Consider the following 12,738-nt stretch of genomic DNA (forward strand, 5'->3'; position numbering starts at 1 on the left):
TGATCCCTCAGGCCGCGTTCTGCGAATTGGCGCGGGCCGCCGTCAGCACCGCCTGGATGATCGGCTCGTAGCCGGTGCAGCGGCAGATGTTGCCCGACAGTGCCTCCACCACCTCGTCGCGGCTGGGGTTGGGCGTGTGGTCGAGCAGCACCTTGGCGGCCATGATCATGCCCGGCGTGCAGAAGCCGCATTGTGTGGCGAATGTGTCGAGGAAGGCGCGCTGCAAGGGATGCAGGACGCCACTTTCCGACAGTCCCGACGTCGTCGTGATTGTTGTTCCGTTGCAGGTTTCTGCCAGCGTCAGGCAGGACAGCCGGAGCTCACCGTCGATGATGACGGAGCAGGCGCCGCAGGTGCCCTGGTGGCAGCCGCCTTTCGGCGAGGTGTCGCCGATCTTGTCGCGCAAGGCGTTGAGCAGCGTCGTGCCGCTGTCGATGAATTCGGCCTTTTCCGAGCCGTTGAGCGTGAATTGAACCGGGACCTTCGCCATGTTTCCTCCTTGCGCGCCTGTCCGACGGATCGGACAGACGCGCGCCCCCCAACGGGTGATTTCAGGTCAGCAGCAGCCGGCCGAGATGGACCGGCAGGACTTCAGCGCGATACCAGGCGCTGGCGATCGGATCGGTGATGGGCGCGATGCCTTCGGAGGCGGCGGTTAGCGCTGCTGCGATGCCGTTTTGGTCGAGCGACTTTCCCTTGAGCGCCCTTTCCGCCGCCCTGGCACGCATCGGCCGGTCGGCCATGCAGCCGAGCGCGATCCGCGCCGAAGACACGGTGCCGTCGGCAGCCTGGTCCAGAATCGCGGCGATGCTCAGCACCGAGACGCCCTTGGGCTTGACCCGCGACACTTTCAGGAAGCGGAAGCCGTCGGCCTTGGGCAGCGTGAAGCTCACCGACGTGACGATGGCACGGCTGCCATCCCGCCCCGGGAGAAAAGTCTCGATCGGCAATTCGCCGTCCTCGGTGCCGACCGTGGCGTCGAGCGCCAGCAGCGCCACGGCGAAATCGCCATAGGGCGCGGGCGCGAACAGATTGCCGCCGACGGTCGCCATGTTGCGGATCGCTGGGCCGCCGACAGCGCGTGCGGCCTTGGCAAGGATGGCGAGCCCAGGATGACGGGCGATCGCCGCCATGGTCACCGAAGCGCCAATGCGGGCCTTGCCGCCGGCGACTGCAATGGCCGACAGGGCCGGGTCGGTTGACCTGACAAGGCTGGAGACCGAAACATCGCCTTCATTGGCCGCGCGGACCACGAGTGTGCCCCCGCCGAGATAGCGGGTGCCGACCGCCTTCAGCGCCGCGTTGGCGTCTTTCACGGTTGCAAAAGTTTGCAGCGCCAGAGCCATGGCCCGCTCCTTCAGCTCTGGCCGGCAAAATGGCTCTTCAGGGCGTTGAAACCGCCCTGAAAGACGTTGGCGCCCATGCCGGCGGCGATCTTGTCGGCTTCCTCGGGTGCCGCATCGAAGCTGGCGGTCCATTCGGCATAGGTGCGGTCGCCATCGGTGACGCGGCGCAATTGCAGCGTCGCCTTGTGGTTGGTCAGCGGCTGCGGCGTTTCCAGGATGGAATAGCTGATAAGAAAATTGTCATCGGAGAAATCGAGCAGTTTTTCGCGCAGCCGCGCGCCGGTGATCAGCTCGAAATTGCGCACGCAGCCGATCGTCGAGGCGTCCTTGCCATCCTCGATATGGCTCTCGACCATGCGCGGATGCCAGCCCGGCAGGCCGTTGAAGTCGCGTATGCGCGCCCAGACCTTTTCGACCGGCGCGTCGATGACGCTGGAGATGGTGACTTTTGCCATAGGACGTTCCCTTGCGAATGCGACAGTCGGGCAAGGGTAGGGCGGTGGCCCGAGCGACGCTTATCAATGCGTCTTGCGCGCGTATCAAGGAGTCTGAAAATACGGCCCTGGCAGGCCGGCTCAGGCATTCGCCCGCGCGGCCTCGCGGTAAAGCGTCGGCGGCACGCCGACATGGTCGCGGAAGAAGCGCGAGAAATTGCCCTGCGTGGTGAAGCCGAGATTGCAGGCGACCGAGATCAGCGGCTCCTGCGACCACTGCAGCTGCCGCACCGCTTCCTCCATGCGCAGCGTGTTCCAGTAGACGTTGGGCGTCAGATTGGTCTGTTCCTTGAACAGGGCGAAGAAATGCGGCCGCGACAGGCCGACGCTGCGGGCCACGTCGTCGAAGGAAATGCGCTCGCAGACATTGGCCTTCATCAGCTGGATGGCCTTGCGGACACGGAAATCCTGCATGGTGTTGATGCGGGTGCGCGCCTCCTGCGGCGCCGAGGCATCGGCGGCATCGAGCACCGAATCGATGAAGCGCTCGATCTCGTAATTGGCGACATCGTCGACGCTTTCATTGTCTGTCAGATGGTCGAGCAGGCTGGCGGCGGCCTGGTGCAGCCAGGGCTCCAGCGTGATCGCGGCCTGGGCAAACAGTGGCGCGGAGGAGGGCAGGTCGCGGCGGCGGCGCGCCCAGTCGGGATCGATGTAGAAGGCGAGGAACAGGCCCGGCCGGCCGTTCTGCGACAGGACATGGCTGTGCGGCTGGAAGGAATTGATGCCGGCGGCAGTGCATGGTCCAAGCCGGACCGTTTCGCGGCCGATGGTCATCTCGCCGGCGGTGCCTTCGAGCCAGATGATCAGATGAGCCTCGACATGGGCATGGGTGACGAAGTCGCTTGCGACATTCAGGACAGAAACATGTCCGAACCGGCCCCAGTAGAGCCTGATCGCGTCCGTCATGGGTATATCCTCCCGCAGACGACTGGCCTCCCTTCGCCTGCATCGAGGATTGTGCGGCCGGTTTCCGGTTTCCGTCAAGATATCGGCTGTTGGCCGGTAGCCATGGCGGACCGCTTCGGCCGATTTTCAGACTGAGCGATAGGTTTCCCCTTCTCCCCGCAAGGGGAGAAGGAAAGGCGCGCCTGAACGTCAGTCGCTGCGCCTGAAATTGCGGATGCGGTCGAACAGCACCGCCAGCAGGATGGCGCCGCCGATGAACACGCCCTGCCAGAAGGCGTTGATGCCAAGCAGGCCAAGGCTGTTACGGATCACCTCGATAAGGGCCGCACCGACAATGGCGCCGAAGGCGGTGCCGACGCCGCCGGCCAGGTTGGCGCCGCCGATGACGGTGGCGGCGATGACCTGCAGTTCCATGCCGGTGCCGAGATTGGTGGTGACGGCGCCCAGCCAGCCGGTCTGGATGATGCCGGCAATGCCCGCCGACAGCGCCGAGATCATGTAAACCGCGACCTTGATCTGCTTCACGGGAACGCCGGTCAGCGTTGCCGCGTGCTCATTGCCGCCAATGGCGAAGATGTGGCGGCCGAATTTGGTCCAACGCAGGATGAAGCCGGTGATCAGCGCCAGCAGGATCATGTAGAGCACGGGATTGGCGATACCAAACACCCAGGCGCCGCCGCCGAGCGCCAGCAACTTGTCGTGGTCCGGCCCGAACTGAAAGACGACCGTGTTGTTGGAGGCGACCATGGCCAGGCTGCGGGCAATCGACAGCATGCCGAGCGTCACCACGAAGGGCGGGAAGCCGAGATAGGCGATCAGAATGCCGTTGAAAGCGCCGATGGCAAGCGCGGTGGCGATCGAGGCCAGGATGCCGATTTCGATCGAGTAGCCGGCATGCATGGTAACGGCCAGTACCATCGACGACAGGCACAGCACCGAGCCGACCGACAGGTCGATGCCGCCGGTGATGATGACGAAGGTCATGCCGAGCGCGATGATGGCGACGAAGGTGATGTTTCGGGTGATGTTGTAGAGGTTCTTCGACGTCGCGAAGGCGTCGGTGGCGAACGACAGGAAAATGCAGGCGAGGATGACGGCTATCACCACCCAGAAGGTCTGGGTGGAGAACAGCCGCGACAGGAAACTGTGCTGCTTCTGTGCGATCGTCTGGTCAAGGGTGACTGCCATTATCGACCTTTCCTGCCGGCTGCGATACGCGCCAGCCTGGTGAAATTAGCCGCGCTTACGAGACCTGCTCGATGGCGCCAGTGATGAGCCCGGTGACTTCCTCGGGCGAGCTCGAGGCGATTGTCTTGTCGGCGACCTTGCGTCCGCGCCGCATGACGATAACGCGGTCGGCGACGTCGAACACGTCGGGCATGCGGTGGCTGATCAGCACAACCGCGATGCCCTGGTCGCGCAGATGGCGGATCAGGTTGAGCACTTCGGCGACTTGCCGGACCGAGATCGCCGCCGTCGGTTCGTCCATCAGCACGATCTTGGCCTGCGACAGCATGGTGCGGGCGATCGCAACCGCCTGGCGCTGGCCGCCCGACATCTGCTTGACGAGATCGCGCGGGCGGGTCTCGGATTTCAATTCGGCAAAGAGCTGGCCGGCGCGCCTGTACATCGCGGCATAGTCGAGGATGCGGAACGGGCCGACGCCGCGCCTCAGCTCACGGCCGAGATAGACATTGGCGGCGGCCGTCAGATTGTTGCAGAGCGCAAGATCCTGGTGGACGATCTCGATGCCGTGCTGGCGGGCTTCCGCCGGCTTGTTCAGGATCAATTCCTTGCCGTCCATGCGCATGACGCCATGGCTTGGGTGGAAATTGCCGGCGATCATCTTGACCAGTGTCGACTTGCCCGCGCCATTGTCGCCCATCAGGCCGACGACCTGGCCGGGTTCGATCGACAGCGACACGTCGTTGACAGCCTGGATGGCGCCAAAATGCTTCGAGATATTGGTGAGTTCGAGAACTGCCACCAGCCTATAGCCTCCCCATGCCTTGCTGCCTGCCTGTTCCGGCTCGCAGCTCTTACATCGTGCTCCCCATTCCTCCCGGAAGCAACGTTGAGCGGCATTTACGCGAATGCTCGCGCGTGCGTCAATTGTCGAAATAGGCTATTTGTCAGACGAATAGTGACGTGCGGTTCGGAAAAATCCGTTTTGTAGGACAAATAGCAATTGACGTTGGCGCCGCGCCGTTATTAGTTGATGGTCGGAGAAAGATACCTGGTCCCAAGCCGTCGTTGCAGCGGGACCGGCGGGAGGTTATCGGCTGTTCCGGCACGTTGCCGGTCCGGTCGCATCTGAAAATGCTTATCGGCCTTGCCCGGCGGCACGAGCGTTGGTTCTGCCATCTCGCATCAGGTCGATTTGTATGGCGGGCACGCCGTGTCCGTCTGTTTCCAAGGGAGGACTGACATGAGGAAAACAGTATTGCTCGCCGCCGTCGCCGCCATGGCGCTGGGCGCCGGGCCGGCTTTGGCCAAGAAGCAGCTCGTCATCGTGGTGAAAGGTCTCGACAATCCATTCTTCGAAGCCATTCATCAGGGCTGCGAGAAATGGAACAAGGAAAACGCCAGCTCGGAATATGAGTGCTTCTACACCGGTCCGGCGTCGACTTCCGATGAGGCCGGCGAGGCACAGATCGTCCAGGATATGCTGAGCAAGGCCGACACGGTGGCGATGGCGATTTCACCGTCCAACGCGCCGCTGATCGCGCAGACGATCAAGACCGCCAATCCGACGATCCCGATCATGACCGTCGATGCCGACCTCAGCAAGGAAGATGCGGCACTTCGCAAAACCTATCTCGGCACCGACAACTATCTGATGGGTCACAAGATCGGCGAGTATATCAAGAAGGGCAAGCCGAATGGCGGCACGATCTGCACCATTGAGGGCAATCCCGCGGCCGACAACATCCTGCGCCGTGCCCAGGGCATGCGCGACGCACTGTCGGGCAAGGAAGGCCTCGCTGCACTTGCCGGTGAAGGCGGCTGGACGGAAGTTGCCGGCTGTCCGGTGTTCACCAATGATGACGGTGCCAAGGGCGTGCAGGCGATGACCGACATCCTCGCCGCCAATCCCAAGCTCGATGCCTTCGGCATCATGGGCGGCTGGCCGCTGTTCGGCGCGCCGCAGCCCTATCGCGATCTGTTCGGGCCGCTCAAGGACCGGATAGCCAAGAACGACTTCGTCATCGGCGCCGCCGACACGATCGGCGACGAAGTAGCGATCGCCAGGGATGGCCTGGTCACCGCGCTGGTCGGCCAGCGGCCCTTCGAAATGGGCTACAAGGCACCTTCGGTGATGATCGATCTCATCAAGGGCACCAAGGTCGCCGATCCGGTGTTCACCGGTCTCGACGAATGCACCAAGGACACGGTCGACACCTGCATCCAGAAGTAAGCTGATGATTTCGGGGCGCTCGGCAGCGGGCGCCCCGTCCCCTTTGAATTCCTGGACAAGACGCTGCGGCGAGGGGCAACGGGCTCCGGCCTTGATGCGTCCGTAGTTTGGATTTCGGCAACGGGATCGGCGCCTTGCAGCTCCGGATCAATCCGGGTGACAGACGGCCGACCTACTGGAACGTGAATGCCGGACGAAAAGGCAAAGAAACAAGCCAGCCGGGCCAAGGCGCAAGCCAACCGCGATCCGGCGGTCGTGCGCAGGGCGGATGCGGTACACTTTCCCGGGTCCAGCGTTCATGTCTCGCTCGCCAGCGAGATTGGTCTGCGGATCGTGCGCGGCGACTATCCGCCCGGCAGCATCCTGCCCAATGAGGCCAAATGGGCCGAAACCTTCAACGTCAGCCGCTCGGCGGTGCGCGAGGCGATCAAGATGCTGATGGCCAAGAGCCTTTTGGCATCACGCCCCAAGATCGGCAGCTGGGTCGAGCCGAAGGAGCGCTGGAACCTGCTCGACCGTGATGTCCTTGCCTGGTACGCGACCGCACCTGACCGTGAAGCCTTCCTGCGCACCGTGCAGGAATTCCGCCACATCATCGAACCGGAAGCCTCCGCCTTTGCCGCCATGCGGCGCAGCGACGAGCAGATGGCCGAGATCAGCCTCGCCTGCCGCGAGATGGGCGAGGCGGCGAACCTGCCGGAACGCATCCGCGCCGACACCCGCTTTCACCTCGCCATCCTGCGGGCCTCGGGCAACGACCTTTTGGTGCCGCTCGGCGTGCTGATCGAGTCCGCACTCGACCATCTCTTCGTCTTCACGACACGCCAGGTCGGCGACCAGAACCGGGCGCAGAAGCTGCACGAGGCGATCGAGAAGAACATCCGCCTGCAACGGCCGGCGGCCGCGCGCAACGCCGTGCACAAGCTGCTCGCCGACACCGATGAGGGGATCGGAAGCCGGCGGCGGTAAGCCGTCCGGCCCTTCGCGCTTCAGATCGTTTGCTTCTTGCCATCCTTCGTCGGCATCAGGTCGACGCCATTCACCTTGGCGATATGCGTTGCCAGCATCGGCACGAACTGCTCGGCTGGACCGGTGGCATGGGCGCCGGCGAAGGAATTCTTGGTGGCGTTGCCTAGCGGGTTGGCGATGCCGGCCGCACCCGCCATGGACTCGAGATAAGTCAGGTCCTTGAAGGCGTTGGCGATGGTGAATTTATGGGCGTCGCGGTCGCCTTCCAGCGTCCAGCGCATGAAGGTCTGGTAGAAGCCGCAATCCATGCGGCCGTTGCGGATGACACTGTCGAAGCGCGGCGGCGAGATGCCGACCTTCTCGGCCAGGGCCAGCGCCTCGGAATAGATGGCGGCGTAGCCCAGCGAGATGAAATTGTTGAGCAGTTTCATGCGGTGGCCGTCGCCGGTGTCGCCGATATGGACGATGCGGCCGGCCCAGGTTTCGATCACCGGCTTGACCCTGGCGAAGAGGGCGTCGGGCGCGCCGACCATGGCGTCGAGCGTGCCTTCCCAAGCCTCTTTCGGCGTGCGGCTGAGCGGCGCGTCGACATAGTCGATGCCCAGCGCCTTGAGTTCGGCCGCAAGCGCCATGGTCGAGACGGGGTCCGAGGTGGAACAGTCGACGACGACCGAGCCTTTTTTCAAGCCTTCCTTGAGGCCGCCGGCGCCGCGAATGATGGCTTCCACTTCGCGCGACCCGGTGACGCAGATGAAGACGATGTCGGACGCTGCCGCGACATCGCGCGAGGTGGCGGCTTCCTTGGCGCCCCGGCCCAGCAGATCCTCCGCCGGCTTGCGGTTCTTGCGGCCAAGGAATGTCAGCGGATAGCCCTTGTCGACGATGTTCTTGGCGATGCCGTGCCCCATCAGGCCAAGGCCGATGAAGCCGATCTTTTCGCGCGCGGTGGTGGTGGTCATGTCGTCGTCCTATCCCGGATTATCGATAATTGCACTGGCGTTTTAGCCATATGCGGTTGCAGAAAGCAATATTGTCTGACAATAGACGGTTGTTCCAGAGCCTGTAGTGGAGACCAGAATGACGAAGCGGATCATGTTCACCGGCGGCAGCGGCAAGGCTGGGCGTCATGTCGTGCAATATCTTGTCGAGCAGGGCTGCCAGGTGCTCAACATCGACACCAAGCCGCTCGACAATCCCAAGGTGCGCACGCTGATCACCGACATCACCGACAGCGGGCAGGTGTTCAACGCGCTGTCGAGCTATATGGGCCTGCATGAGTTCGATCCCTCGCTGCGCCCGCAGCCGGTGGACGCGGTGGTGCATTTCGCCGCCATCCCGCGCATCATGATCACGCCGGACAATGAGGTGTTCCGCATCAATGCAATGGGCACCTACAATGTCATCGAGGCGGCGGTGAAGCTCGGCATCCGCAAGGTGATCGTCGCCTCCAGTGAGACGACCTATGGCCTGGTCTTCGCCAACGAGCCGCGCGATCCCAAATATTTCCCGCTCGACGAGGAGTATGACGTCGACCCGATGGACAGCTATGCGCTGTCGAAAATCGTCAACGAGAAGACCGCGCGTGCCTTCGCGCAGCGCAACGGCACCGATATCTACGCGCTGCGCATCGGCAATGTCATCGAGCCGCATGAGTATTCGCTGTTCCCGAAATGGTTCGCCGATCCCGGTTTCCGCAAGCGCATCGCCTGGAGCTATATCGATGCGCGCGACCTCGGCCAGATCACGCTGCGCGCCATCGAAAAGGACGGGCTCGGCTACCAGGTGTTCAACGCCGCCAATGACGACACTTCGTCCGACCTGCCGACGGCCGAGCTCCTGAAGCGGTTTTATCCCAACGTGCCGGTCAAGGCAGAACTCGGCGAATACGAGACGCTGCTGTCGAACCGCAAGGCGCGCGACATGCTCGGCTTCCGCCCGGAACATAGTTGGCGCAAATATGTAAAAACTGCTTGAGCAAGCGGCTGAATGAGGCTGGCTTGTGTATAGCGGCGCGCTTTGCGGCCCAAGCGTTCGGTGGTGCTTGACAGCTTCCATAAACCGGCCTTTCTGAAGCATATGCGGGACGCAAAGCCGAACAAGGAAAAACCGCCGAAAAAGCCGGCATCCGGCGAGCGCCAGGCTGGCGTTCGTCGACCCGACGCGGCACGCATTCCCGGCGCCAGCGTGCACACATCGCTGGCCAGCGAAATTGGCCTCAGGATCGTGCGCGGCGATTATCCGCCCGGCACCATCCTGCCCAACGAGGCCAAATGGTCGGAGACCTTCAGCGTCAGCCGCTCGGCGGTGCGCGAGGCGATCAAGATGCTGATGGCCAAGAGCCTCTTGGCTTCACGCCCCAAGATCGGCAGCTGGGTCGAGCCGAAGGAGCGCTGGAACCTGCTCGACCGCGACGTGCTCGCCTGGTACGCGACGTCGCCCGACCGCGAAGTGTTCCTGAAGACGGTGCAGGAGTTCCGCCACATCATCGAGCCGGAAGCGACCGCCTTCGCCGCCCTGCGGCGGACCGACGAACAGATGGCCGAGATCAGCCAGGCCTGCCGCGAGATGGGGGAGGCGGCCAGCCTGCAGGAGCGCACGCGCGCCGACACGCGCTTCCACCTCGCCATCCTGCGGGCCTCCGGCAATGACCTTCTGGTGCCGCTCGGCGTGCTGATCGAATCCGCATTCGATCATCTGTTCGCCTATACGACGCGGGCGGTCGACGACCTCAACCATGCGCAGAAGCTGCATGAGGCGATCGAGAAGAACATCCGGCTGCAGCGCCCGGATGCAGCACGCGCTGCGGTGCGGAAATTGCTGGCCAACACCGACCACGTGATCAAGTCGCGTTAGACAGGTCGAACGGCAAACCATTGCGCTAAACGGTGCTGTCTCAGTTTGAAATTTGCGTCGCCGTCATTTCGCATCCACAAGACACCGAAAATGCCTCCGGCAATGGCCGCCGGCTTGTCCAAGACGCCCTGGTCAATGGACAATCTTTGCGCGATGATGGATGAAGTTGCACCCAAATCGGGAAAGCGCGGCCTCTATAAAAGCAATCAATACGGTGAGTTAGCAGCCATTTTTCCGAAATCTGGGGGGAGTCTATTGTCAACCGTAGGTAGGCTGTATATATTTACAGGCGCGTCTGAGATGGGTCGCCAAGCGTCCCGCCTTAGGGCAAAGGCCCTAATAGCTCAGTCGCTCCATCTAAACCAGCAGGCCTGACCGACAATGTACATTTGTTACATTGACGAGTCAGGCACGTCTGATGTCCCGGGTACAAGCTCTCATTTCGTGCTGGCGGGTTTAAGCATCCCGATCGAGCATTGGCGCGACGCTGACCGGGAAATCTCCCAGGTGCTATCTAAATACGGGCTGGAACACGCGGAATTGCACACAGCTTGGATGGCGCGGAAATATCTTGAACAAAGCAAGATAGCAGGCTTCGAAGGCATGGACTGGGCATCTAGGCGCGCTGCTGTCCAGAAAGAAAGAACGCGGCACCTCTTGGCGCTGCAAAAGACGCAAAAGGCAAAGACATATAGACAAGCGAAGAAGAGCTACCGTCATAGCGAAGCTTACATTCATCTCACATACGATGAACGATTGGCGACGCTTTCGGCGGTGGCCGACGCTATCGGATCTTGGGAGAGTGCAAGGCTTTTTGCAGAATGCATAGACAAAACCCATTTTGATCCAGTGCGCACGGGGAGGGCCGTTGATGAGCAGGCCCTTGAGCAGGTCGTATCGCGCTATCAACAATTTCTGTCCAGCACTGAGAAAAGCGAAACTGCCGCTGGCAAACCCCTTGGCCTCCTCGTTCACGATAACAACGAGAACGTGGCGAAAAAACACACCGAACTCATGCGGCATTTCCACAGCAAAGGCACCCTTTGGACGACTATCGACAACATCATCGAGACGCCTCTGTTTGTTGACAGTAGCCTTACCAGAATGGTGCAAATTGCTGATCTGTGTTCCTATTCACTTCGACGTTTTGTCGAGAACGGAGAGGCAGACCTTTTTAAACGGGTCTTCGTGCGGGCCGATACCGTAAAGGGGAAAACAGTCGGGGTTCGCCATTTTGCTGGCTACACCTGCAAGTGCGAAATCTGCACATCGCACCGCTAGATTTCAAACTGGGACACTACTCGCTCGTCGGGTCTGGAGCCACGGATTTGCCTGTCGTGGCGCTGCTGTGTACCGAGAATGCGTCGATAGTGGTGCAGACGGCAGCCGGTTTTCGAGACCGCCGACAGGAAACGCCTTTGACCCGACCCGATTTGAGCCGGCCGAGCCCCGGCATCGACAGCTCCTACGCCTGGATGCGCCTGGCCATTTCGATGGTGCTGGCGACGATCGGTGCGGTCGGCATGTGGGCCGTGGTCGTGGTGCTGCCCGCCGTGCAGGCCGAGTTCGGCGTCGACCGCGCCGCGGCATCCATGCCCTACACCGCGACCATGGTGGGCTTCGCCGCCGGCAATGTGCTGGTCGGCCGCGCCATCGACCGCATGGGCTATTGGATCCCAGCGCTGATTTCTTCCGTGGCGCTCTCGGCCGGCCTTCTGCTCGCGGCGTTGTCGACCTCGATCCTGCAATTCACCCTTGCCCAGGGCGTGCTGATCGGTGTCGGCACGTCGGTGATCTTCGGGCCGCTGATCGCCGACATCTCGCACTGGTTCAACCGCCGGCGCGGCGTCGCCGTCACGGCGGCGGCCGCCGGCAACTATCTCGCCGGAGCGCTCTGGCCGACCATCATGCCGACGCTGATCAAGGCGGAAGGCTGGCGCTTCACCTATGCGGCGATCGGCATCTTCTGCCTGGTCACCATGGTGCCGCTGGTGCTGATGCTGCGGCGCGGCGCTCCGGAGGCCGCCGCCGGTTCGCCGGGAAGCCGGTCGGTGCAGCCGATTCCCATGTCGCCGGCGGCGTTGCAGGTGCTGCTGGTCATCGCCGGCCTCGGCTGCTGCGTGGCGATGTCGATGCCGCAGGTGCACATCGTCGCCTATTGCATGGATCTCGGCTACGGCATGGCGCACGGCGCCGACATGCTGTCGATCATGATGGCGGCGGGCGTCGTCAGCCGGCTTGCCTCCGGCTTCATCGCCGATCGCATCGGCGGCGCGAAAACCCTGGTCATCGGCTCGGTGCTGCAATGCCTGTCGCTGCTGTTCTACATCCCGTTCGATGGGCTCGCCTCGCTCTATGTCGTGTCGCTGGTGTTCGGCCTGTCGCAAGGCGGCATCGTGCCCTGCTATGCGATCATCGTGCGCGAATATCTGCCCGCCAAGGAGGCTGGCCAGCGTATCGGCATCGTCATGATGGCAACGATTTTCGGCATGGCGATCGGCGGCTGGATGTCGGGCTGGATCTACGACCTGACCGGCTCCTACGCTGCGGCGTTCCTCAACGGCATCGCCTGGAATTTGCTGAACATACTGGCCGTCGGGCTCTTCATGTGGAAGGCAAGGCAAAGGACTGTCGTGGCAGCCTGAGGAAAGCGGCGGGCGTGGCCGCCCGAGGCACCTCGGCTTGACAACGGGCAGGCACTGCGCGACCCCAGAGACCAAGGGGCAACAGGCCGGTGAGATGGCAACAG

13 protein-coding genes are annotated in these 12,738 nt (G+C 62.5%); 6 read left to right on the forward strand and 7 right to left on the reverse strand.

The features are described 5' to 3' along the window. Positions 1-7 precede the first annotated feature (7 nt). The 6 genes from JN279_RS17920 to JN279_RS17945 all read right to left on the reverse strand — a co-directional run bounded on the left by JN279_RS17920 (position 8) and on the right by JN279_RS17945 (position 4,736). The gene (locus JN279_RS17920; protein WP_096447640.1) at positions 8-490 is read right to left on the reverse strand and encodes a (2Fe-2S)-binding protein; all 483 of its coding nucleotides are present in this window, start codon (positions 488-490) and stop codon (positions 8-10) included. 61 nt (positions 491-551) lie between these two features. Next, complete coding sequence (locus JN279_RS17925; RefSeq protein WP_202353521.1) at positions 552-1,346, reverse strand: FAD binding domain-containing protein; 795 nt, start codon at positions 1,344-1,346, stop codon at positions 552-554. Positions 1,347-1,357: 11 nt separating this feature from the next. Then, complete coding sequence (locus JN279_RS17930) at positions 1,358-1,801, reverse strand: SRPBCC family protein (RefSeq protein WP_202353522.1); 444 nt, start codon at positions 1,799-1,801, stop codon at positions 1,358-1,360. A gap of 120 nt (positions 1,802-1,921) precedes the next feature. Next, on the reverse strand, positions 1,922-2,749 hold the full coding sequence (locus JN279_RS17935; protein ID WP_095202055.1) for an AraC family transcriptional regulator: 828 nt from the start codon (positions 2,747-2,749) through the stop codon (positions 1,922-1,924). A 189-nt stretch (positions 2,750-2,938) separates the two neighbouring features. Beyond that, complete coding sequence (locus JN279_RS17940; RefSeq protein WP_095202056.1) at positions 2,939-3,937, reverse strand: ABC transporter permease; 999 nt, start codon at positions 3,935-3,937, stop codon at positions 2,939-2,941. A 55-nt stretch (positions 3,938-3,992) separates the two neighbouring features. Next, on the reverse strand, positions 3,993-4,736 hold the full coding sequence (locus JN279_RS17945; RefSeq protein ID WP_096447632.1) for an ATP-binding cassette domain-containing protein: 744 nt from the start codon (positions 4,734-4,736) through the stop codon (positions 3,993-3,995). 441 nt (positions 4,737-5,177) lie between these two features. Here JN279_RS17945 and JN279_RS17950 point away from each other — a divergent pair, with 441 nt between their 5' ends. Then, a complete protein-coding gene (locus JN279_RS17950) occupies positions 5,178-6,167 on the forward strand; it encodes a sugar-binding protein (protein WP_096447630.1) in 990 nt (329 codons plus the stop codon). Positions 6,168-6,353: 186 nt separating this feature from the next. Further along, positions 6,354-7,136, forward strand: a complete 783-nt coding sequence (locus JN279_RS17955) for a FadR/GntR family transcriptional regulator (RefSeq protein WP_096447628.1) — start codon at positions 6,354-6,356, stop codon at positions 7,134-7,136. Positions 7,137-7,156: 20 nt separating this feature from the next. On the opposite strand, the gene JN279_RS17960 is transcribed toward JN279_RS17955, so the two are convergent. Next, positions 7,157-8,095 (reverse strand): NAD(P)-dependent oxidoreductase, encoded by a 939-nt coding sequence (locus JN279_RS17960; RefSeq protein WP_202353523.1) that lies wholly within the window; start codon positions 8,093-8,095, stop codon positions 7,157-7,159. A 118-nt stretch (positions 8,096-8,213) separates the two neighbouring features. On the opposite strand from JN279_RS17960, the gene JN279_RS17965 reads away from it, so the two are divergent. The 4 genes from JN279_RS17965 to JN279_RS17980 all read left to right on the forward strand — a co-directional run bounded on the left by JN279_RS17965 (position 8,214) and on the right by JN279_RS17980 (position 12,634). After that, entirely contained in the window at positions 8,214-9,110 is an 897-nt protein-coding gene (locus tag JN279_RS17965) for an NAD-dependent epimerase/dehydratase family protein (RefSeq protein WP_096447624.1), read from the forward strand. 102 nt (positions 9,111-9,212) lie between these two features. After that, positions 9,213-9,989, forward strand: a complete 777-nt coding sequence (locus JN279_RS17970; protein WP_095202283.1) for a FadR/GntR family transcriptional regulator — start codon at positions 9,213-9,215, stop codon at positions 9,987-9,989. A gap of 381 nt (positions 9,990-10,370) precedes the next feature. Continuing rightward, the gene (locus tag JN279_RS17975) at positions 10,371-11,270 is read left to right on the forward strand and encodes a DUF3800 domain-containing protein (RefSeq protein WP_202353524.1); all 900 of its coding nucleotides are present in this window, start codon (positions 10,371-10,373) and stop codon (positions 11,268-11,270) included. A 137-nt stretch (positions 11,271-11,407) separates the two neighbouring features. Next, positions 11,408-12,634 carry an MFS transporter gene (locus JN279_RS17980; RefSeq protein WP_202353525.1) on the forward strand — a complete coding sequence of 409 codons (1,227 nt, stop codon included), beginning with the start codon at positions 11,408-11,410 and terminating at the stop codon, positions 12,632-12,634. Positions 12,635-12,738 lie beyond the last annotated feature (104 nt).

This window comes from Mesorhizobium sp. 113-1-2 (genome assembly GCF_016756475.1).
In the GTDB taxonomy this organism is placed as follows: domain Bacteria; phylum Pseudomonadota; class Alphaproteobacteria; order Rhizobiales; family Rhizobiaceae; genus Mesorhizobium; species Mesorhizobium loti_C.